Source organism: Azospirillum sp. SYSU D00513 (assembly GCF_017356015.1).
In the GTDB taxonomy this organism is placed as follows: domain Bacteria; phylum Pseudomonadota; class Alphaproteobacteria; order Azospirillales; family Azospirillaceae; genus Azospirillum.
Window position 1 is genome coordinate 67,814 of the sequence record NZ_JAFIQV010000001.1, and the last position, 21,966, is coordinate 89,779.

At 69.9% G+C, this 21,966-nt stretch carries 20 protein-coding genes; 8 read left to right on the forward strand and 12 right to left on the reverse strand.

Annotated features, from left to right (window positions below; translation table 11 throughout):
• The first annotated feature begins 33 nt into the window (after window positions 1-33).
• From flhA to JUB11_RS00310, 5 genes are all read left to right on the forward strand, one after another.
• Window positions 34-2,199: a flagellar biosynthesis protein FlhA gene (gene flhA, locus JUB11_RS00290; RefSeq protein WP_207455120.1), complete on the forward strand. Its 2,166-nt coding sequence runs from the start codon at window positions 34-36 to the stop codon at window positions 2,197-2,199.
• 55 nt (window positions 2,200-2,254) lie between these two features.
• Complete coding sequence (locus JUB11_RS00295) at window positions 2,255-3,292, forward strand: GTPase (RefSeq protein WP_207455121.1); 1,038 nt, start codon at window positions 2,255-2,257, stop codon at window positions 3,290-3,292.
• Window positions 3,289-4,083, forward strand: coding sequence for a MinD/ParA family protein (locus JUB11_RS00300; RefSeq protein WP_207455122.1), 795 nt, complete (start codon window positions 3,289-3,291; stop codon window positions 4,081-4,083). The genes JUB11_RS00295 and JUB11_RS00300 overlap by 4 nt, the downstream gene beginning before the upstream one ends.
• 6 nt (window positions 4,084-4,089) lie before the next feature.
• The gene (locus JUB11_RS00305) at window positions 4,090-5,934 is read left to right on the forward strand and encodes a hypothetical protein (protein WP_247886745.1); all 1,845 of its coding nucleotides are present in this window, start codon (window positions 4,090-4,092) and stop codon (window positions 5,932-5,934) included.
• Window positions 5,935-6,063: 129 nt separating this feature from the next.
• Entirely contained in the window at window positions 6,064-6,420 is a 357-nt protein-coding gene (locus JUB11_RS00310) for a hypothetical protein (protein ID WP_207455123.1), read from the forward strand.
• Between the two features lie 29 nt (window positions 6,421-6,449).
• On the opposite strand, the gene JUB11_RS33100 is transcribed toward JUB11_RS00310, so the two are convergent.
• Both JUB11_RS33100 and JUB11_RS00320 read right to left on the reverse strand, forming a co-directional pair.
• A complete protein-coding gene (locus JUB11_RS33100) occupies window positions 6,450-7,055 on the reverse strand; it encodes a glutathione S-transferase family protein (RefSeq protein ID WP_207455124.1) in 606 nt (201 codons plus the stop codon).
• Window positions 7,052-8,284, reverse strand: coding sequence for a YbfB/YjiJ family MFS transporter (locus JUB11_RS00320; protein WP_207455126.1), 1,233 nt, complete (start codon window positions 8,282-8,284; stop codon window positions 7,052-7,054). The genes JUB11_RS33100 and JUB11_RS00320 overlap by 4 nt, the downstream gene beginning before the upstream one ends.
• A 104-nt stretch (window positions 8,285-8,388) precedes the next feature.
• On the opposite strand from JUB11_RS00320, the gene JUB11_RS00325 reads away from it, so the two are divergent.
• On the forward strand, window positions 8,389-9,282 hold the full coding sequence (locus JUB11_RS00325; protein WP_207455128.1) for a LysR family transcriptional regulator: 894 nt from the start codon (window positions 8,389-8,391) through the stop codon (window positions 9,280-9,282).
• A gap of 31 nt (window positions 9,283-9,313) precedes the next feature.
• On the opposite strand, the gene JUB11_RS00330 is transcribed toward JUB11_RS00325, so the two are convergent.
• Complete coding sequence (locus JUB11_RS00330) at window positions 9,314-9,742, reverse strand: flagellar export protein FliJ (RefSeq protein ID WP_207455132.1); 429 nt, start codon at window positions 9,740-9,742, stop codon at window positions 9,314-9,316.
• Complete coding sequence (gene fliI / locus JUB11_RS00335; RefSeq protein ID WP_207455134.1) at window positions 9,743-11,077, reverse strand: flagellar protein export ATPase FliI; 1,335 nt, start codon at window positions 11,075-11,077, stop codon at window positions 9,743-9,745.
• A gap of 229 nt (window positions 11,078-11,306) precedes the next feature.
• Between fliI and JUB11_RS00340 the strand changes: the two genes are divergently transcribed.
• A complete protein-coding gene (locus tag JUB11_RS00340; protein WP_207455138.1) occupies window positions 11,307-12,038 on the forward strand; it encodes a response regulator transcription factor CtrA in 732 nt (243 codons plus the stop codon).
• 439 nt (window positions 12,039-12,477) lie between these two features.
• On the opposite strand, the gene JUB11_RS00345 is transcribed toward JUB11_RS00340, so the two are convergent.
• The 6 genes from JUB11_RS00345 to JUB11_RS00370 all read right to left on the reverse strand — a co-directional run bounded on the left by JUB11_RS00345 (window position 12,478) and on the right by JUB11_RS00370 (window position 18,551).
• On the reverse strand, window positions 12,478-13,302 hold the full coding sequence (locus JUB11_RS00345; protein ID WP_207455142.1) for a ferritin-like domain-containing protein: 825 nt from the start codon (window positions 13,300-13,302) through the stop codon (window positions 12,478-12,480).
• A 179-nt stretch (window positions 13,303-13,481) separates the two neighbouring features.
• A complete protein-coding gene (locus tag JUB11_RS00350; protein WP_207455146.1) occupies window positions 13,482-13,901 on the reverse strand; it encodes a F0F1 ATP synthase subunit epsilon in 420 nt (139 codons plus the stop codon).
• Window positions 13,902-13,988: 87 nt separating this feature from the next.
• Complete coding sequence (gene atpD / locus JUB11_RS00355; RefSeq protein ID WP_207455148.1) at window positions 13,989-15,422, reverse strand: F0F1 ATP synthase subunit beta; 1,434 nt, start codon at window positions 15,420-15,422, stop codon at window positions 13,989-13,991.
• A 75-nt stretch (window positions 15,423-15,497) separates the two neighbouring features.
• Window positions 15,498-16,382: a F0F1 ATP synthase subunit gamma gene (locus JUB11_RS00360; RefSeq protein ID WP_207455149.1), complete on the reverse strand. Its 885-nt coding sequence runs from the start codon at window positions 16,380-16,382 to the stop codon at window positions 15,498-15,500.
• 70 nt (window positions 16,383-16,452) lie between these two features.
• Entirely contained in the window at window positions 16,453-17,982 is a 1,530-nt protein-coding gene (gene atpA / locus JUB11_RS00365; RefSeq protein ID WP_207455151.1) for a F0F1 ATP synthase subunit alpha, read from the reverse strand.
• Window positions 17,982-18,551, reverse strand: a complete 570-nt coding sequence (locus JUB11_RS00370) for a F0F1 ATP synthase subunit delta (protein ID WP_207455152.1) — start codon at window positions 18,549-18,551, stop codon at window positions 17,982-17,984. The genes atpA and JUB11_RS00370 overlap by 1 nt, the downstream gene beginning before the upstream one ends.
• A gap of 398 nt (window positions 18,552-18,949) precedes the next feature.
• Here JUB11_RS00370 and JUB11_RS00375 point away from each other — a divergent pair, with 398 nt between their 5' ends.
• A complete protein-coding gene (locus JUB11_RS00375) occupies window positions 18,950-19,273 on the forward strand; it encodes a hypothetical protein (protein WP_207455155.1) in 324 nt (107 codons plus the stop codon).
• 126 nt (window positions 19,274-19,399) lie between these two features.
• Here the strand turns inward: JUB11_RS00375 and JUB11_RS00380 are convergent, their stop codons facing one another.
• Together JUB11_RS00380 and JUB11_RS00385 are read right to left on the reverse strand one after the other, a co-directional pair.
• Entirely contained in the window at window positions 19,400-19,573 is a 174-nt protein-coding gene (locus tag JUB11_RS00380) for a hypothetical protein (protein ID WP_207455160.1), read from the reverse strand.
• Between the two features lie 131 nt (window positions 19,574-19,704).
• The gene (locus JUB11_RS00385; RefSeq protein ID WP_207455170.1) at window positions 19,705-21,945 is read right to left on the reverse strand and encodes a primosomal protein N'; all 2,241 of its coding nucleotides are present in this window, start codon (window positions 21,943-21,945) and stop codon (window positions 19,705-19,707) included.
• Window positions 21,946-21,966 lie beyond the last annotated feature (21 nt).

Here is a 21,966-nt window from a genome sequence, read left to right on the forward strand (position 1 = left end):
GGAACGGCGAACGAGGCGGCGGAAAGACGGACGATGGCGCTCACCGAGCACACAGGCCAGGACGGACAGCGCGGCGGCGGGAACATGTCGGCGCTGACCGACATGCTCGGCGTCGCGAAGGCGTCGCTGAAGCGGGGCGACGTCGTGATGGCGGCCGGCATCATGCTGATCGTCGTCGGGCTGATCATGCCGCTGCCGCCGCTGCTGCTCGACATGATGCTCGGCATCAACATCACGATTTCCGTCCTGATCCTGATGGTCGTGCTGTTCATCGAGAAGCCGCTCGACCTGTCCTCCTACCCGACGATCCTGCTGATCACGACGCTGCTGCGCCTGTCGCTGAACATGGCGTCCACGCGCCTGATCCTGACGCACGGGCATGAGGGGACGGAAGCCGCCGGCCAGGTCATCGAGGCCTTCGCCGGCTTCGTCATGGGCGGCGACTTCATCATCGGCGTGATCGTCTACGCGATCCTGACGATCGTGAACTTCAAGGTCATCACCGCCGGTTCGGGCCGCATCGCCGAGGTGGCGGCGCGCTTCACGCTCGACGCCATGCCCGGCAAGCAGATGGCCATCGACGCCGACCTGTCGGCCGGCATGATCGACGAGTCCACCGCGCGGGCGCGCCGCAAGGAGCTGGAGGACGAAAGCGCCTTCTTCGGTTCCATGGACGGTGCGTCGAAGTTCGTGAAGGGCGACGCGGTCGCCGGCCTGATGATCATGTTCATCAACATCATCGGCGGCGTGGCGCTCGCGGTGCTGCGCTACGACATGCCGGTGATGCAGGCGCTCGACGTCTTCACCAAGCTGACCATCGGCGACGGCCTGGTCTCGCAGGTTCCGGCCCTGGTGATCTCGATCTCCGCCGGCTTCCTGGTGTCGAAGGCGGGTGCCGGCGGCTCCACCGACAAGGCGGTGGTCGGCCAGCTTTCCAGCCATTCCAGCGCGCTCGCCCTGTCGGCCGCCGCCGTCGGCCTGCTGGCCTTCCTGCCGGGCATGCCGCTGCTGACCTTCGCGCCGATCGCCGCCGCCGTGGGCGGGGCTGCCTGGTACCTGCCGCGGATGCGCGCCAAGCAGGAAGTAGAGGAGGCGGAAGCCGCGGCCGCCGCCGCCGACGGGGCGGCCGGACCGGGCGGCGGTCCGGCGCCGGTCGCCGACGAGCCGATCGCCACGGCGCTCGCCATCGACCTCATCCGGTTGGAGCTGGGCTACGGCCTCCTGTCGCTGATCAACCAGCCGCAGGCCGGCAGCCACCGGCTGACCGACCAGATCAAGGGGCTGCGCCGGCAGATCGCCGGCGAGGTCGGCTTCGTCATGCCGGCCGTGCGCATCCAGGACAACCTCCAGCTCCCGCCCAACAGCTACGTCATCCGCGTGAAGGAGATCGAGGCCGGGCGCGGCGACATCCGGCCGAACATGCTGCTGGTCATGGACCCCCGCGGCGACGCCATGGCGCTGCCCGGCGAACAGACGGTGGAGCCCACCTTCGGGCTGCCGGCCATCTGGGTCGAGCCGGGCTACCGCGAGGAGGCGCTGTTCAAGGGCTACACGGTCGTGGATCCCTCGACCGTCGTGACCACCCACCTGACGGAGCTGATCAAGGACAACATGCCGGAGCTGCTGTCCTTCACCGAGGCGCAGAAGCTGCTCGACGAGCTGGACAAGGACCACCAGAAGCTCGTCGCCGACGTGGTGCCGAACCAGATCACGGTCGGCGGTCTTCAAAGGGTCCTACAGAACCTGCTTGCGGAACGCGTCTCCGTGCGTGATCTTCCCACCATCCTGGAGGGTATCTCGGAAGCGGCAAGCCAAACGCGCAGCATCACCCAGATTACCGAGCATGTGCGGTCGCGCCTTGCCCGGCAGATCTGCGACGCGAACATCAACGAGATGGGCTTCATCCCGTTGGTGACGCTCTCCCCGGAATGGGAGCAGAGCTTCGCGGAGTCGCTGGTGGGCGATGGCGACGACCGGCAGCTGACGATGGCGCCCAGCAGGCTGCAACAGTTCATCACCTCCGTCCGCCAAACCTTCGAACGGCATGCCATGATGGGAGAAACTCCCGTTCTGCTGACCAGCCCGCTGATCCGCCCCTTCGTGCGCTCCATCGTCGAGCGCTTCCGGCCGGCCACCGTGGTGATGTCGCAGAACGAGATCCACCCCAAGGCGAAGATCAAGACCCTGGGACAGATCTGATGGCGCATGCGACGGACATGATCCGGGAACGGGCCGGTAGGCGGGAGGCCGGCCGATGAGGCTGAAATCCTTCCACGCCAGGACCATGGCCGAGGCGATGCGCGACGTCCGCGCCGCCCTCGGCGACGACGCCATCATCGTCGCCACGCGCGAGGAGGAAGGCGGCGGAGTCCGTGTGACCGCCGCGGTGGAGGACGACGCGCTCGCCGCCGTCCACGCCCGCATGACCCAGCCGGTCGAGCCGGACGAGCCGGAAATCGACGTGGAGGAGGTGGTCGCCGACGCGCTGCACCGCCACGGCGTGCCGGCGGCCTTGGCCGAACAGCTGATCGACGCCGCCGCCGGGCTGGACACGGACGACCCGCGGCTGGCGCTGGGGGCGGCGCTCGACTCCGTCTACACCTTCAACCCGCTGCCCGACGGGCGCCGCATGGACCGGCCGCTGATGCTGGTCGGCCCGCCCGGCGCGGGCAAGACGCTGCTGGCCGCGAAGCTGGCCGCGCGTGCCATGTTCAAGAACCGCTCGGTCGGAGTCATCACCACCGACACGGTGCGCGCCGGCGGCGTGGCCCAGCTCTCCGCCTTCACCCGGCTGATGAACATCAAGCTGGTGACGGTGGAGGATCCGGACGCGCTGGCCGGCGCCTTCGCCGTGAACAACGGCACGGACCTCGTCATCGTCGACACGGCCGGCCGCAACCCCTTCGACGACGGCGACATGGACGAACTCAAGGCCCTGCTCTCCGCCGGCGAGGCGGAGCCGGTCCTGGTCCTGCCCGCCGGCATCGACGCCCTGGAGGCGACCGACATGGCCCAGTCCTTCCGGTCGGTCGGCGTCCGGCGGATGATCGTCACCCGCGTCGACATGGCGCGGCGTTACGGCAGCCTGCTGTGCATCGCGCACCGGGCGCGCCTGTCCTTCTGCGACATCAGCGTCTCCGCCAAGGTGGCGGAGGGGCTGACCGCACTGAACCCCGTGGCGCTCGCCCGGCTCATGATACCCGCCGAAGAAAAGGCGCCACGCGAGACGGCCCCGCCGGCCCGCGCCAAGAAGAAATCCGTCAGCTCTCCCTCGTCGAGGACCATTCCATGACCGAACCGGTGTTTCCGGCCGCACTCAAGAACGTTCGCCCGCTGCGCGGCGCCAACGTCATCGCCGTGGCCAGCGGCAAGGGCGGCGTCGGCAAGACGTGGTTTTCGATCACGCTGGCGCACGCGCTGACCCGCATGGGCAAGAACGCGCTGCTGTTCGACGGCGACCTCGGGCTCGCCAACGTGGACATCCAGCTCGGCTTCACCCCGCGCAGCGATCTCGGCGCCGTGCTGAACGGCGAGGTGACGCTGGCCAAGGCGGCGCAGCGCTGCCAGGAGACGGGCTTCGACATCGTCGCCGGCCGTTCGGGCTCCGGCACGCTGGCCCAGCTTCCGAGCCAGCGCCTGTCCAGCCTGCGCAACGACCTGCTGGAGCTGGCGCGCAACTACGACTGCGTGATCATGGACATGGGCGCCGGCGTGGACCGCACGGTGCGCACCCTGTCCGGCCCGGCCGGGGTGACGCTGGTGGTGACGACGGACGAGCCGACCTCGCTGACCGACGCCTACGCCTTCATCAAGCTCACCCACGCCACCAACCCGGCGGCCGACCTGCGGGTCGTCGTCAACATGGCGCAGAGCGTGAAGGACGGGGAGCGCACCTACAACACCATCCTGAAGGCCTGCCAGAACTTCCTGAAATACAAGCCGGGGCTGGCCGGGATCATCCGCCGCGACATGAAGGTGCGCGACACCATCCGCAGCCAGGCCCCGCTGCTGACCCGCTCGCCGACCAGCGAGGCCGCGCAGGACGTCCAGGCCATCGCGCAGCGGCTCCTCAGCGGCTCCTGACGCCCGATGGGCGCCACCGCTCCTCCGCCCGTCGCGGCGGTGCCCGCCGTCGCCCCGGTGGCGCCGGTCGCCCAGGCGGCGCCGGTGGCGGAGGCGACCGTCGAGCGGATGCCGCCGAAGCTGCAGGAGGCCGGGCGGCCGGTCGTCATCTCCGGCACCGTGACCGGACGGACGCCGGACGGGCTGACGCAGGTGCGCACCGCCGCGGGCGAGATCCTGCTGAAGAGCACCGCACCTATCCCCGCCGACCGGCCGGTGACGCTCCAGATCACGCCGGCAGCCCTCCTGGCAGCGCCGCACGGCACGGCGGGTCAGCTCGCCCCCGGCCAAACGCTTCCAGGCCAGACGCCCGGCGCGTCGCCCCTCGCCGCCCAGCTTGCGCCCGCCCGCGCGCTGGTCTTCCTCCTCCAGCTCACGCCGGCCGGCTCTCCCCCGCAGGCGGGCGCGCCGGCCCCCGGCGCCGGCGGCACGCCCGGGGTCGTCCTACCCCCTGCCCCGGCACCCGCCCCTTCGGCGCTGCCGCCCCTCCTGCCCGGCGCGGTCGTGCCCGCGCTGGTGATCGCCGCATCTCCACGTTCCGGACCGCCCGCCGGCGCGCTCCCCGGCTCCCCGGCCCCCGCTCCCTCCGGAGCGGCGGCCGGGCCACCTGCCCGCAGCGGGATGGCGGGCACGCCGTCCCGTCCGGGCGCCGCCGCGCCCGCCATGGCGGGAAGCGCCACCTTCGGGGTTCCCGTGGAGCTTGGCGGCGACTCCGCCCATCCGGGCGCGGACAGGCCGGGGCGGGGGAATGCCGCCGTTGCGCCGCAGGCCGGCGCATCTCCCGATGCGCCTGACCTGCCGCAGGGGGCGACCGTCGCGCTGAAGATCCTCACGGTCACGCCCGCCCGCCCGGCGGGCATGCCCGGCCAGGGGACGGACAGCCAAGGAACCGCCGGGCCGGAGGCGCCGCCTGCCGACCATGGCGAGCCCCCCGCGGACACGCCGGACGGGCCGGTCCTGCGTGGAACGGTGGCCGGCGCCACGCCGCAGGGCCAACCCGTGCTGGCGACCCGCCAGGGCATGCTGGTGCTGAACGTCCAGGCAAGCCTGCCGCAGGGTGCCCGCGTCACGGCGGCCCTGGCCGATCCTGCCCAGGCCGCCGCGCACGCACCGGCCGCCGGAACCCCGGCAGCCTTGCCCGGACCGCTGAACGAGCGGAACTGGCCGGCCATGCAGCAGATCGTCGCCACCCTGGCCGGGCTCGACCGAGGGGCGGCGCAATCCCTGCTCTCCACCCTGCCGCAGCCCAACCGCAAGCTCACCGCCGCCCTGACCTTCTTCCTGTCGGCGATGCGCGGCGGCGACGCACGCGGCTGGCTCGGCGAGGAAGCCGCGTCGGCGCTGGAGAGGAGCGGCCGGGGCGAGCTGCTCGCCCAGCTCGACCGTGATTTCCAGGCGGCACGGCAGCAGGCGGGCGAACCGCTGCCGGGCGACTGGACGCCCTTCACGCTGCCCATGTTCGACACCGGCGGGCTGAACCCGGTCCGCCTGCACCTTCACCCCATCCAGGAGGAGGAGACGGGCGAGGGCAAGGGCCGGAAGGAGGCCAAGGGGAGCCGCTTCCTGCTCGACCTGGAGCTGAGCCGTCTCGGTCCCCTCCAGCTCGACGGGCTGGTGCGGCCGAACCATTTCGACCTCATCCTGCGCAGCGGCACGCCGCTCGCCCCGGAGTTCCGGCTGGAGCTGATTCAGATCTTCGCCGACAGCCTCCGCGCGCTCGGCTACAGCGGCGGCCTGTCCTTCCAGTCCGGCGCGCGCTGCTGGGTGAAGCTGACCCGCGCCGGCCGGTCCGGCCCGGCCGTGACGGCCTGATACCGGGTTCGGAAAATCCCGACCTCCGAACCCGGTATGGGGCCGCGACTGCGGCCCCGCGCCCCATGGCGCGGAAGTCCCGACCACTGGTCAGGACTTCATGAAAATCGTATGAGAGGGAGGACCGGGATGCCGAACCGCGACCTGCTGACCACCGGCGCCAACCCGGACGCCCGGCACGACTATCTGGTCGAACTTTCCGGCGAGGCGATGCCCGGTACGGCGCTGACCGTCCGCTACGTGCCAGACCGGCTGGTCGCGCGTGCGGACGGTTTCGCCGCCTATCTCGCAGCACTCGCCGGCTTCGACGGCGGGCCGGAGGCGCTGGCGCTCGCCGTGCTGGACGACCTGAACAACGAACTGGTGCCCCGCTGGGCCGAGGTGGCGGTCGCGCGGACGGCCCCCCTTCCCCACCGGGTCACCGTCGAGGACCGCCAGCCCAACTGGGACAACCCCCACCTGTTCGCGCGGATGCGGGCGCTGTAGGCCAACAAAATAGGGCGAAGCCTGACGGCTCAGCCGCGAGGGTCGGTCGCCTGGAAGGACGGGCGGCGGACGACCTCACTGTGCCAGGCCGCCAGCCCCGGTGCGGCGTCCCGCCAGGGAACGCCCGGATGCCGGAAGGCCACATAGTCCAGGGCAACCCCCACCGACAGCGCGCCGAGGCCGAATCCGGCCGTCAGCAGCTCCAGCTGCGCCTCCAGGGCCGCCGCCGTCCGCTCCACCGCCGCGGTCTGCCGGGCGACCCAGCCAGGGGAACGCTCCCCGTCCGGCCGCCGGCCCTCGATGGCCGCGCTGAAGGCGGCGTCGGTCATGGCCTGCGCCAGGGCGGCGAGGCGCAGCTCCCGCCAGCGCGCCGGCCCCGCCGGGGGCAACAGCCTCGGCCCCGGCAGGATTTCGTCCAGATATTCGGCGATGGCCCAGCTCTCGCCCATCGACCAGCCCTCGTCCGTTTCCAGGGCCGGCACCTTGGAGGCCGGGTTGGCGGCGAGGAGGTCCCCGGGGCTGGTCCAGGGGTCGGTCTGCACCGCCTCCACCCGCGAGCCCGCCTGCCCCTTCTCCCGCAGCAGCACCAGAAGCTTGCGGGCGTACGGGGATGTCTTGTTGACGTACAGCTTCATGAGTTTCTCCGGATGATGACATTGGCGATCAGGGCGGAGGCGGTGCCCGCCGCGAGGCAGGCGGCCCCGATGGCGAACAGGAGGCAGTGGCTGCCGGAAGCCGCGAACAGGGCGGAGAGGGCGTAGCCGCCCGCCATCTGGGTGGCCGCGAAGGCCGCCGTCATCCGGCCCCAGGCGGTCACATGGCCCGCCGCGCCGACGAGGCTCGCCGCCACGCCCGAGGCCAGGGCGACGCTGCCCGGCGTCAGCAGCCCGACCAGGAAGGCGGACAGGACGAGGGCGGGAACGGCGGCGCTGACCAGCGGCAGCGCCACGGCCATGGCCTTGATCCCAAGCGCAAGGGCGAAGGCCGGGCCGAAGCCCAGCCGCCCGGCCAGCCAGCCGCCGAACAGGGCGCCGGCCATGGCCCCGACGCCGAAGGCCGCCCAGACCGCGCCGCCGGTCTCAACCCCCAGACCCAACCCGCGGGCCACATAGTCCGACAGGAACAGGGTGTGGGGCACATAGCCGATGCCGTCGCCGGCATAGGCGACCGTGAACAGCAGCAGGGGCAAGGATCTCACCACCGGCGCGGCAGCGCTTTTTCCCGTCGCGCCCGTCCCAGCGGTCCGCACCGGTGCCGACGGCCAGCGGCGCCAGGCGAACAGGGTCAGCCCCAGCGCCAGCCCGGCCAGTGCCAGCCAGACCGCCTCCAACCCCGCGGGCGCCAGGCCGGGCACGCCGAAGCCGGCCAGCACCACCCCGATCCCGATCCCGGAGAACACCACCCCCGTGGCGCGGGGCTTCAGCGCCGGGGGCAGGCCGGCCAGCACCGCCGGTCCGGCCAGGACCATGACGACCGCCCCGGTTGCCCCCGCCAGCACGCGCCAGGGCGTCAGCCAGAAAAGCCCGCCGTTCCAGGCGCAGGCCATCAGCGACAGCACGGTGAGCAGCATGGCGAGGCGCAGCACCGTACCCATGGGCCAGCGCCGCGCCAGCGGGGCCGCCGCCAGGGCGCCCAGCAGATAGCCGAGCAGGTTGGCGGCCCCCAGATAGGCTGCGCCGTCGGCGTCCAGCCATCCCTGGGCCACGAGGGCCGGCAGCATGGGCGTGTAGGCGAACCGCGCGATGCCCAATCCCAGAAGGGTCGCCGCGAGACCCGCCAGGGCGGGCGCGACCCAGGAGCCGCCCACGGCCTGCCCGGCACCCGTGCTCGTGGCCTGCGGCGGCCTCATCCCTCTGGTCGGCATCGTGAGGTCCCGAACTGTTAGCAGAACCTCAGGCTGCCATGTCGTTGCCATCGGGAAAAACGAATTGTACAGATGGCAGCGATCAACAGCCTTGATGGTGGCGCATGGACAGCACCGACCTGGCCTTCTTCGTCGCGGTGGTCGAGGAAGGCGGCGTCACCGCCGCCGCGCGGCGCCTGAACTGCGTCCAGTCCAACGTGACCGCCCGCATCCGCGCGCTGGAGGCGGAGTTGGGGGTGGCCCTGTTCCACCGGAACGGGCGGGGCGTCCAGCCCACCAGGGCGGCGCAGAGCCTGCTGCCCCACGCGCGGCGGACCGCCTCGGCGCTGGCCGACGCCCGCGCGGCGGTGCGCGACCTGCTGGATCCGGGCCTCGTGCAGGGGCGGCTCGCCATCGGCAGCATGGAGACGACCGCCGCCGTGCGCCTGCCCGCCGTGCTGGCCGCCTATCACCGGGACTTCCCCCAGGTGGAACTGGCGCTGGAGACCGGCTCGACGGGAAGCCTGCTGGCGGCGGTGGCGAGTTTCGGCCTGGACGCCGCCCTGGTTGCCGGGCCGGTCGAGGACCCGGCCCTGCAGGCCGAACCGGTCGGAACGGAGGAGATGATCATGGCCACGGCCGCCGGCCCCGGTTGGACGGAGTTGCTGTCCCGTCCCGGCCTTGCCGCCCTCAGCTTCCGGCGCGGCTGCTCCTATCGGGAACGGCTGGCCGGCCTTTTGGCGTCGTTGGACGCCCGGCATGCGCGCATCCAGGAATTCGGCACGCTGGAGGGCATCATCGGCGGGGTGGCGGCCGGCATCGGCGTCGCGCTGCTGCCCCGGGCGGCGGTGGAGGGCTCTCGGCTGGCCCATGCCCTGGCGCTTCACCCGGTGCCGGAGCCCTGGAACATGGCGACGACCGTCCTGGTCCGCCGCCGCGACGCCCTTGTGACGGCGGCCCTGGCCCGCTTCGCGGATTACGCCCGTATCGGCTGGGCGGAGGAGCGGGCTGCGGCCTGATCTGGCCCGCCCTCATCCCCGCCGGGGCGGGTCACCCGCCGTTCTCTTCCTTGCGGCGCAGGAAGCCGACGAGCGCCGTCTCGTCCAGCAGGAGGTTGTCCTTCTGCCGGCGCTTCTCGTTCTCGCGCTTCTGCCGCTCTTCCTCGGCCAGCTCGTAGCGCTTCACCTCCTGGAAGGCCTGGGCCATTTCGTCGGTGGCGACGGCGACCTGGGCTTCGACCTGGACCAGGGACTCCGCGAGCTTGCGCCCGCGCTCAAGGGCCGCCTGGGCGAAGCCCGCGTAGCTGAAGGCGACATCGAAGTTGGCGCGGGCGGTAGCCTGCTCGGCAGCCATCTCGGCCTTGACCTTCTCGATCTCGGCCTTCAGCCGGTCGGCGAGGTTCTGGAGTTCGGCGAGTGCCCGCCGCTTCTCGTCGAGACGCCATTTGTGCAGGCGGATGATGGTCTTGAGGCTGCTCATTTATTCCCACTGGACCCCGAAGACCTCGGCCAGCTTGGCGTAGCTGGTGTGAAGGTCGGTCGCCTCGCGCTTGCCCTGGCGCAGGAAGGCTTCCAGCGCGGGGTGATAATGGATCGCCTCGTCCACCTGCGGGTCGGTGCCGGCGCGGTAGGCGCCCAGCCGGATCATCTCCGCCATGTTGTCGTAAGCCGACATGAGGCGGCGCGCATGGCCGACCAGCTCGTTCTCGATGGGCGAGTTGCAGCCGGGCATGGTGCGCGACACGCTGCGCAGGATGTTGATGGCCGGGTAGCGGCCGCGCTCGCCGATCTGGCGCTCCAGCACGATATGCCCGTCCAGGATGCCGCGCACCGCGTCGGCGATGGGCTCGTTGTGGTCGTCGCCCTCCACCAGCACGGTGAAGAGGCCGGTGATCGAGCCGGAACCGACGAGGCCGGGGCCGGCGCGCTCCAGAAGGCGGGGCAGCTCGGCGAAGACCGTCGGCGGATAGCCCTTGGTGGTCGGCGGCTCGCCGGCCGAAAGCCCGATTTCGCGCTGGGCCATGGCGAAGCGGGTGATGCTGTCCATCATGCACAGCACGTCGCGCCCCTCGTCCCGGAAATACTCGGCGACCGACATGGTGAGATAGGCGGCCTGTCGGCGCATCAACGGCGCCTCGTCGGAGGTCGCGCAGATCACAATGCTGCGGGCGAGACCCTCCTCGCCGAGATCCTCGGTGATGAACTCCTGCAATTCGCGTCCGCGTTCGCCGATCAGCCCGATCACGGCGATTTCGGCGGCGGAAAAGCGCGCGAGCATCGACATGACCGACGACTTGCCGACACCGGATCCGGCGAAGATTCCCATGCGCTGGCCGCGGCAGCAGGTGAGGAAGGCGTTGATGGCCCGGATGCCGAGATCGAGCTTCTCGCCCACCCGCGCGCGGGAATGGGCCGAGGGCGGGTTGTTGCGGATCGGCACGCCGCGTGGCCCCTTGGGCAGCGGCCCCTTGCCGTCCACCGGCTCGCCCAGCGCGTTGACCACCCGGCCGAGCCAGGCCTCGCAGGGGAAGACCGCCGGCTGACCGGCCGCGACCAGCGCGCGGCAGCCGAGCCCGACGCCGTCGAGCGAGCCGAGCGGCATCAGCAGCGCCCGCCCCTGCCGGAACCCGACCACCTCGCAGGGGATCGGCCGTCCGTCGCGGGCCTCGACGACGCAGCGTCCGCCGACTGACAGTTCGCGTTCGATGCCGCCCACCTCGACCAGAAGTCCGAGGACGGCGGTCACGCGGCCGAAGCGGCTGTAACCGGGAAGGCTGTCGATCTCTTCGAGGAGACGGGCGACGTCGGCGGGCATGGTGGCGGCATTCGCGGACGTGGATGGGACGATCGGCGGCCCGGAACGGTTGTCTTGCCGGACCCTTGCACCATGTTGGTTTGGAATGGTTAAGTTTGGGTGAACTGCTATGCCGCTGGCGTTAAGCTGAATCGTCTGTTAACCTCTGTAAAGAGGCAAGGACCTATGCTATAAGGCCTAAACACCCACCCAGAGCGCATAGCAAGCATAACAGGTCAGGATACCGCCAATGAGGGTTTTGCTGGTCGAAGACGACTCCTCCGTCGCGAAGAGCATCGAGCTTATGCTCCAGACGGAAGGCTATATCGTTGACTCCACCGACCTCGGTGAGGATGGCCTCGAGATCGGCAAGCTGTACGATTACGACATCATCATCCTCGACCTGATGCTGCCGGACATCGACGGCTACGAGGTCCTGAGGCGGTTCCGCGCGGCGCGCGTGACGACGCCGATCCTGATCCTCTCCGGCCTTTCGGAACTGGACCACAAGATCCGGGGCCTGGGCGTCGGGGCCGACGATTACCTGACGAAGCCCTTCGACAAGCGTGAGCTGATCGCCCGCATCCAGGCGATCGTGCGGCGCTCCAAGGGCCACTCCGACAGCATCATCCGCACCGGCCGCCTGACCGTGAACCTCGACACCCGCACGGTGGAGGTGGACACCCAGCCGCTGCACCTGACGGGCAAGGAATACGGCATCCTGGAGCTGCTGTCCCTGCGCAAGGGCACGACGCTGACCAAGGAGATGTTCCTGAACCATCTCTACGGCGGCATGGACGAGCCGGAACTGAAAATCATCGACGTCTTCGTCTGCAAGCTCCGCAAGAAGCTCGCCAACGCGACGAACGGCGACAACTACATCGAGACGGTCTGGGGCCGCGGCTATGTGCTGCGCGATCCCAACGAGGAGGCTCCCCCGCCCTCCCCGACGGCCCGCGTTCCCCAGCAGGCGGCCGGCTGACGGCAGCCTTAGGGCAAGGCACCTCTTCGATCGCGGTCCTCGACAAGGGGCGGCGCCGGATTTCCGGCCCGCCCCTTTTCCTTTTGGTGGATTTGACGAGGACCGGGAAGCGCCCTATCTTGGGTGCAGGGAGAGAGGGGCTGCTATCCCCTCCCTCCCCGCCCGGTCCTTACTTCAGAAGATCAAGCACGCGCTTGAGCACTTCCAAAGCCAGGATCAGGAGAGAGAGGATTTCCTTCATCCTCCTACCCTCCCTTGTGCGGCGGAGGTGGCGGCCCTCCCGCCACCTCGTCCGCGCCTCCCACGATAGGGATTCATACGAACGGATGCGAGCGCGCGTTGCCTGTTCGCGCGCCTAACCGTCCGGCAGCAGAAAGGGCCGCGTCTCGCGACGCGGCCCTTTCTCTTTTGCAACGCAGGGAAGCGGCGCGGCTCGCTCTTACGCCGCGATCTTCGCCAGCTTCTTGGCGCGGCTGTCCACGAGCCACCAAGCGCCGCGCGCGGCGATGTTGTAGAGGCCCGTGTAGGGCTTCAGGCCGCAGGCCTTGAAGATCATCGCCAAGGCGCGGTTCACATGCTGCGGCCGGTAGCGCCCGTAGGCGCGGCGCATGTAGGCCTGGTTGTAGGTCTTGTGGTCGTAGCTGGCGTCCGCCGGCGCGTTGGCGGCGAAGTAGGCGTAGGCCAGCTCGTCGTCCTCCGACTCGCCGATGCGCGAAAGGGCGACCTTAAGCCGCTGGAACTTGTTGAGCTGCTCCACGCCCAGATACTTGCGGGTGTAGGTGTAGAAGAGCTTGAAGTGGCGCAGCTCGTCCGCGGCGATGTTCCGGCAGATCAGCTTCAGCACCGGCTCATCGGTGGAGTCCGCGATGGCGGCATAATAGGAGCTGGTGCCCGTCTCGACCATGCAGCGGGCGATCATCTCGCCGGTGCGCGAGCCGCGCGCCGACACGCCCTCTTGCAGGGGGATCTTGTAGCCGTCGCGGAAACGCTGGACCGCCTCCTCGAACCTGAAGGAGGGATCGGCCAGCTCGGCCCAACGGCCGAGCGCGCGGCCGTGCTGGACCTCCTCGACCGCCCAGTCCTGCGCCGCCTGCTTGAATTCCGGATCGTCGTGGAAGACGCGGCACAGGTGCGCCGTGTATTCGTCGGCGTTGAACTCCACCAGTGCTGCCGCCTTGATCAACGGGACGAGGTCTGGATCGACCTTGGAATGGTCGAGCCGGTCCCAGGGCAGTTCCTCGTAATGCCAGTGCATCCGCGCCATTCCGCCCAAGCTCCCCTGTTCATAATGCGAGCGTCAGAAACAAAGACGCGCCCCGTCGGCATTACCGGAGGGCGCGCGTCACTTGGAACCATTCTACAATCTTCATGCCGCGATGCAACGGCAATGCCCGGAAGGCGCCTCGGCCTTTCGGCCGGGGAAGCCCGCCCGGGCGGGACGCCTCAGTGGGCGGCCTGCGGCGCGTCGGCCGCTTCGAGCATGGCGCGGGCGGCTTCGAGCCGGCCCTCGATCACCGCGCGGTCCGTGTCGGACTCGGCACCGTCCAGCTCCTGGCTCAGGGACTGGATGGTCTGCTCGACCTCGGCGCGGTTGATGTCCGCGACCGGCACGGCCTGCTCGGCCAACACGGTGCAGCGGGTCTCCGTCACCTCGGCGAAGCCGCCGGCGACGAAGACGCGGTTGACCACGCGGTCATCCTCGTACACGTCGATGATGCCCGGACGGACGGTCGAAATCATCGGCGCGTGACCGGCGAGCACGCCGAAGTCGCCTTCCGTGCCCGGCACCACGACCATGTCGACGGGCTGCGAGGTGATCAGCTTTTCCGGCGAGACCAGCTCGAATTCAACTTTATCGGCCATGGGGCTCCTGGTGCCTCTCATAAGAACCCTCTCCCCTTTTCAGGGGAGAGGGAAACCTCACTGGTGGACGGTCGATGAAGCGCCGGATCAGGCGGCTTCGGCCAGCTTCTTGGCCTTGGCGACGGCCTCGTCGATGGTGCCGACCATGTAGAAGGCGGCCTCCGGCAGGTGGTCGTAGTCGCCGTTCACGATGCCCTTGAAGCCGCGGATCGTCTCTTCCAGCGGGACGAGCACGCCCGGGGTGCCGGTGAACACCTCGGCGACGTGGAACGGCTGCGACAGGAAGCGCTGGATCTTGCGGGCGCGGGCGACGACCAGCTTGTCCTCTTCGGACAGCTCGTCCATGCCCAGGATCGCGATGATGTCCTGGAGCGACTTGTAGGTCTGCAGGACGCGCTGCACCGAGCGGGCGACACCGTAGTGCTCCTCACCGACGACGCGCGGGTCGAGGATGCGGCTGGTCGAGTCCAGCGGGTCCACCGCCGGGAAGATCGCCATTTCGGCGATCGAACGCGACAGCACCGTGGTGGCGTCCAGGTGGGCGAAGGAGGTGGCCGGAGCCGGGTCGGTCAGATCGTCGGCGGGCACGTAAATGGCCTGCACCGAGGTGATCGAACCCTTCTTCGTGGAGGTGATGCGCTCCTGCAGGGCACCCATGTCGGTGGCCAGCGTCGGCTGGTAACCCACCGCCGAGGGGATGCGGCCGAGAAGCGCCGACACCTCGGAGCCCGCCTGCGTGAAGCGGAAGATGTTGTCCACGAAGAACAGCACGTCCTGGCCTTCCTCGTCGCGGAAATACTCCGCCAGCGTGAGGCCGGTCAGGGCGACGCGGGCGCGGGCGCCCGGCGGCTCGTTCATCTGGCCGTACACCAGGGCCACCTTGGAGCCCGGGCCGTCGGTCTTGATGACGCCCGACTCCATCATCTCGTGATAGAGGTCGTTGCCCTCGCGGGTGCGCTCGCCCACGCCGGCGAAGACGGACACGCCGCCGTGCGCCTTCGCGACGTTGTTGATCAGCTCCATGATCGTGACGGTCTTGCCAACGCCAGCGCCGCCGAACAGGCCGATCTTGCCGCCCTTGGCGTAGGGAGCCAGCAGGTCGATGACCTTGATGCCCGTGACGAGCACTTCGGATTCGGTCGACTGCTCGACGAACTCCGGAGCGGAGCGGTGGATCGGCAGGGTGCGGTCGGCGCCGACGTCGCCGCGCTCGTCGATCGGCTCGCCGATCACGTTGATGATGCGGCCGAGGGTGGCCGGGCCGACCGGCACGGAGATCGGGGCGCCGGTGTCCACCACCTCCTGGCCGCGCACGAGGCCGTCGGTGCTGTCCATGGCGATGGCGCGAACGGTGTTCTCGCCGAGGTGCTGCGCGACCTCGAGAACGAGGGTCTTGCCGTCGTTCTGGGTGTGGATCGCGTTCAGAATGGCCGGCAGATCACCGTCGAACTGGACGTCGACGACGGCGCCCGTAACCTGCGTGATCTTGCCGACGGCGTTGGTCGCCTGGATGGTGGCCATGGAGTAAAGCTCCCTCGGAACTCGGTTTTGTCGAAGCAGCCGCCTTGACGGCGGCGATTGGTTTACCGACCGCGCTTAGATCGCCTCGGCACCGGAGATGATCTCGATCAGCTCCTTGGTGATGTAGGCCTGACGGGTCCGGTTGTAGGTGATCGTCAGCTTGCTGATCATGTCGCCGGCGTTGCGCGTGGCGTTGTCCATCGCCGTCATCCGGGCGCCCTGCTCGGAGGCGGCGCTTTCCAGCAGCGCGCGGTAGATCTGGATGGACAGGTTGCGCGGCAGCAGGTCGGCGAGGATCTGCTCCTCGTTCGGCTCGAACTCGTAGAGCGCGCCCAGCTCCTCCGCCGTCTCGCCCTTGACCTCGGGGATGGAGAATGGAACGAGCTGCTGGACCGTCACGACCTGGGAGATCGCCGACTTGAACTGGTTGTAGACCACCGAGCAGACGTCGAACTCGCCGGCCTCGAACATCGCCAGCAGCTTGCGGGCGATCGTGTCGGCGTCGGCGAAGGACAGGCGGCGGCGGCCGACATCCTCGTAGCTCTCCACGATCAGCGAACCGAAGTCGCGGCGGAGCTGGTCGCGGCCCTTGCGGCCCACGGTCATGACCTTGACGGTCTTGCCCTCGGCCTGGAGCCGCTGGATCTGGCGGCGCGCCTCGCGGACGATGGTGCCGTTGAAGGCGCCGCACAGGCCGCGGTCGGAGCTGACGACGACGAGCAGGTGCACCTGGTCGGAGCCCGAGCCCGTCATGAGCTTCGGACCGCTGCCGCCGTCCTGGACGTTGGCCGCGAGGGAGGCCAGCATGCGGCCCATGCGCTCGGCATAGGGACGCCCCGCCTCGGCCTGCTCCTGCGCGCGGCGCAGCTTGGCGGCGGCGACCATCTTCATCGCCGAAGTGATCTTGCGCGTCGACTGGACGCTGCCGATCCGGTTTTTTAGGTCCTTAAGGCTTGGCATGCCGACCCTTCATTCCGCTCTTGTGTGACCGCCGGCCCGGGGCTCATGGCCCCGGACCGGCGAGCAGGTCTCAGACGAAGCTCTTGGAGACGTCGTCGATGAAGGCGCGCAGGCGCTCCTCCGTCGCCGGGGAGATCTGCTTCTCCGTGCGGATCGTCGACAGGATGTCGGCGCCCTTGCCGCGGATCGCGTCGAGGAGAGCCCGCTCGAAGCGGTTCACGTCCTCGGTCTTGATCTTGTCCAGGTAACCCTTCACGCCGGCGAAGATCGAGACGACCTGCTCCTCGACGGGCAGCGGCTGGAACTGCGGCTGCTTCAGCAGCTCGGTCAGACGGGCGCCGCGGGCCAGCAGGCGCTGGGTCGAGGCGTCGAGGTCCGAGGCGAACTGCGCGAAGGCGGCCATCTCGCGGTACTGGGCCAGCTCCATCTTGATGGTGCCGGCGACCTGCTTCATCGCCTTGATCTGGGCGGCGGAGCCGACGCGCGACACCGACAGGCCGACGTTGATGGCCGGGCGGATGCCGCGGTAGAACAGGCCGGTCTCCAGGAAGATCTGGCCGTCGGTGATCGAGATGACGTTCGTCGGGATGTAGGCCGACACGTCGCCGGCCTGCGTCTCGATGACCGGCAGCGCGGTGAGCGAACCGGCGCCATGGGCGTCGCCCATCTTGGCGGCGCGCTCCAGCAGGCGGCTGTGGAGGTAGAACACGTCGCCCGGATAGGCTTCGCGGCCCGGCGGACGGCGCAGCAGCAGCGACATCTGGCGGTAGGCGACGGCCTGCTTGGACAGATCGTCGTACACGATCAGGGCGTGCATGCCGTTGTCGCGGAAGAACTCGCCCATCGTGCAGCCGGTGTAGGGCGCCAGGAACTGCAGCGGGGCCGGGTCGGACGCGGTGGCGGCGACGACGATCGAGTATTCCATCGCGCCGGCGTCTTCCAGGGTCTTGACGATCTGGGCGACGGTGGAGCGCTTCTGGCCGACGGCGACGTAGATGCAGTAGAGCTTCTTGCTCTCGTCGTCGCCCTGGTTGATCGGCTTCTGGTTCAGGAAGGTGTCGATGACGACGGCGGTCTTGCCGGTCTGGCGGTCACCGATGATCAGCTCGCGCTGGCCGCGGCCGACCGGCACCAGGCTGTCGACGGCCTTGATGCCCGTCTGCATCGGCTCGTGCACCGACTTGCGCGGGATGATGCCCGGAGCCTTGACCTCGACGCGCTTGCGCTCGACGTCGACCAGCGGGCCCTTGCCGTCGATCGGGTTGCCGAGGCCGTCGACCACGCGGCCCAGCAGGCCGCGGCCGACCGGCACGTCCACGATGGTGCCGGTGCGCTTGACGGTGTCGCCTTCCTTGATGGAGGCGTCGCTGCCGAAGATCACGATGCCGACGTTGTCGGTCTCGAGGTTCAGCGCCATGCCCTTGATGCCACCGGGGAACTCGACCATCTCGCCGGCGCGAACGTTGTCCAGGCCGTGCACGCGGGCGACACCGTCACCCACCGAGAGCACCTGGCCGACTTCGGCGACGTCCGCCTCGGTCCCGAAATTCGCGATCTGCTGCTTGAGGATCGCAGAGATTTCTGCGGCGCGGATATCCATCAGACTGCCCCCCCTGAGGCCTTCATGGCGAGTTGCAACTTATCCAGCTTCGTGCGCACGGAGGTGTCCACCATGCGCGAGCCGTACTTGACGATCATGCCGCCGATCAGTGCCGGATCGACGGTGGCGTTCACCAGCACCTTGGAGCCGATAGACGCGCGGAGCGCGTCGGTCACCGACTGGAGCTGGGCGTCCGAGAGCGGCGCTGCCGAGGTGACCTGCGCGGTCACTTCGCCACGACGGCGGGCCAGCTCGGCCAGATAGCCGTCGATCATCCCGTCGAGCGAGAACAGGCGCCGGTTCTTCGCCACCAGCCCGATGAAGCGCTTGGTGAGGTCGGAGATTCCGGCGCTGTCCATCACCGCGTCCATGGCGCGTCCCTGGTCGGAACGGCTGATGACCGGGCTGCGGACGAGGCGGCGGAGGTCGGCGCTCTCAGCCAGGATCTGCTTCAACGTGGTCAGATCGCTCGCGACCTGATCCAGCGCCTTGTTTTCGTCCGCAAGCTCGAACAGCGCTATCGAGTAGCGCTTGGCGAGTTCGGAAACGCCTGTACCTTCAGAAGCCACCTGATCCCTCGAATTGAGTTCGGTAGACGGTGAATTTTCATGGCCGAAAGGGCGAAATTCCGAAGCGTCGGAACCCTTTGGCCGGAAAAGCGAGCGGTCAATATCACAGGAATGGCCCCCACGCAACGGGGTCTGGACCATATGAGCATCCGCTTCATGCCTATGCCGGTGAGGCAGATTGTCGCGCTCCGCTTGCGGTCGGAACCCCGCGAACCCCTTCCCTGCGGCGCCCGGCGCGCCGCCCGGACCGCCCTTTCACGGCGGGACGGGGCTGTGACTTCGCCGCGCGCTTAACAGCGGCTTAAGAATTGAGGCGCAGGCTTGGACCTCACGCCTCCGCGCCGTCCGCGACGGCGAGCCCGCCGATCCCGCCCCCAATTCCGAACGCCCGAACCGCCATGACCGTCGTCGCCTTTTCCCGCGCCCGCTTCACCCCGGACGACCTGACCGAGTTCGGCGACGTCGCGGAAGCCAAGCTCCGCCTCGGTCATTGGGCCGGCATCACGCGGGAGTCCGGACGCGACTACGACCGGCTGCTCGTCCTGCTGCCCGGCGTCGACCGCCCGGTCTTCCGCTTCGAGCGCGACGCGCGCGGCCGCTACAGCCTGAGTTTCAACGACCGCTCCGGCTGGTACGGCATCGGCGCCGGCACGACGGCCGCGGAATGCCTGGCGATCTGGCGCCCCCGGTCGCGCGCCGCACGCGCCGCCACGGCCGTCTGACCCCATGGGCCGACGCGCAGGCCCTGGGACGGGGCCTATGACGAGCGGCCTATAATATATAGATGTGCATCGCGCATGGACCCCGCAAGTGGCTCGCGGAGAGCCCGCAAAGGGCCGTGCTCATCGTCAGCGCGCGGCGGTCTGCTTCGCGCCGAAACCCGAAACGGCCTGAGCCGGAAGGGTGTCGTGCTGCGCGCCGGCCGAGGCGTGGCTTTTCGGCGATCCCGCCGCCACGGCGATCAGTAGCAGGACGAAGGTCACGGGAACGATCGTCAGCGCCGTCTGAATGCGTGCGGACATGCGTGCCTCGGCGGGTTGCGATTTGGGACAAGGCCACTGTCGTAACCCCGGCCGGGGCGCGCCGCAACAGAAATTGCTGCGGCGCGTCAGAGCGCCCCTGGCCCAGGGGTGGGCGCTCCCGTGGGCCGCCGCTACAGGAAGCTGTAGGGATCGACGTCCACCTGGATGCGGACCGACGGCGGCACCTCCACCTGCTCCAGCCAGGAGGCGATCAGCGGCTGCACCTGGGTGGCGCGCGGCGCCTTCAGCAGCAGGCGTCGGCGGTGCCGGCCGCGCAGCAGGGCCAGAGGCGCCGGGGCGGGCCCCAGCACATGCACCGTGTCGCTGCGGGGTGCCGCCCGTCCCAGCGCCATCGCGACCCGCTCCACCGCCACGGCGTCCTCCCCCGACACGATCAGCGCCGCCAGCCGGCCGAAGGGCGGCATGCCGGCCTCCAGCCGCATCTCCGCCTCCAGCTGGTAGAAGCCGTCGCGGTCGCCCTGGGCCAGCGCCTGCATCACCGGGTGTTCCGGCATGTAGGTCTGCAGCATCACCCGCCCCGGACGCTGCGCGCGGCCGGCGCGCCCCGCCACCTGGTGGAGGAGCTGGTAGGTCCGCTCGGCCGCGCGCAGGTCGCCGCCGCCGAGCCCGAGGTCGGCGTCCACCACCCCCACCAGCGTCAGCATCGGGAAATGGTGGCCCTTCGCCATGACCTGGGTGCCGATCACGAGGTCCAGCTCATGGTCGGAGATGCGGCGCACCATCTCCTGGATGGCGCGCGGGCCGAACAGCGTGTCGGACGCCATGATGGCGGCGCGGGCGTCGGGAAAGAGTTCGGCCACCTCCTCGGCGATGCGCTCCACCCCGGGTCCGCAGGCGGCGAGCGAGCCCTCCTCGTTGCATTCCGGGCAATGGTGCGGGATCGGCTGGGACAGGCCGCAGTGGTGGCATTGCAGCTTGCGGGCGAGCCGGTGCTCGACCAGCCAGGCCGTGCAGTTCGGGCATTGCAGCCGGTGCCCGCAGGCGCGGCAGAGCGTCAGCGGCGCGTAGCCCCGCCGGTTGAGGAAGAGCATCGCCTGCTCCCCCTCCGCCAGCGTCCTGGCGATGGCCTGCTTCAGCGAGGGCGCGATCCAGTGGCGGGCCGGCGGGCGGTCCCGGCGCAGGTCGATCAGCTCGACGTCGGGAAGCTGCGCGCCGCCGTGACGGCCCGGCAGCTCGATCCGGGCGTAGCGGTTGCTGTCGGCGTTGACCTTGGTCTCCAGCGACGGGGTGGCGGAGACCAGCACGATGGGGAAGCCGCCGACATGGGCGCGGGCCACGGCCATGTCGCGGGCGTGGTAGATGGCGCCCTCCTCCTGCTTGTAGGCGGAGTCGTGCTCCTCGTCGACGACGATCAGGCCCAGGCTCTTGTAGGGCAGGAACAGGGCGGACCGGGCGCCCACCACCACCGGGATCTCCCCGTTGGCGACGGCGCGCCAGGTATCGCGGCGCTGCGCACCGGTCAGTTCCGAATGCCATTCGGCCGGGGGCGCGCCGAAGCGTTTGGCGAAGCGGCTCAGCCACTGCGCGGACAGCGCGATCTCCGGCAGCAGCACGACGGCCTGCTTACCCGCTTTCAGACAGGCGGAGATCGCCTCGTAATAGACCTCCGTCTTGCCGGAGCCGGTGACACCGTCGAGCAGCGCACAGGAGTAGGTGCCCGACTCCACCCGCTCCCGCAGGTCGTCGGCAGCGGACTTCTGGGTCGCCGACAGCTCCGGCCCCGGCTTTTCCCAGTCCGGCCGGGCCAGCGGGGCGGCGGGCTGCAGCATCACCGGGTCGAGCAGCCCGGCCTCGGCCAGGCCGCGCACCACCGTGACGCCGCAGCCGGCTTCCTCCGCCAGCTCGGCCGGCGTGCGCGGCGGGCCGCCGTCGTCCAGCAGGGCCAGCACGCGGCGGCGCGGCTCGGTCATCTTGAAGCCGGGCGGCGGCTCGGCCCCCTCCTTGCGGAGATAGGCCAGCATCGGCTTGGGCGGCTCCAGTGCCGCCGGAACGCTCATCGCCATGCGCAGCACATGGCCGTTGGGCGTCATGGTGTAGGCGGCGACCCATTCGATGAAGCGGCGCTGCGCCTCGGGCATGGGCGGCACGTCGAAGCGGCGCACCACCGCCTTCAGGCGGCCGGACTCGACCACCCCCGCGCCCTCGCCCCACACCACGCCCACGACCCGGCGCGGCCCCAGCGGAACCTCGACGAAGTCGCCGGGTCCGAGGGCCATTCCCGCCGGGACCCGGTAGTCGTAAGCCTCCCGCAACGGCAGGGGCAGCAGCACGGCGACGCGGCGGTCCGCGCCGGCCGTGGGGGCGGGCTCGTCCCGCGGCGCCGGCCCGGAACTGGCGAACAGGTCCGTCATGGGCTACAGTGCCCCGGACCG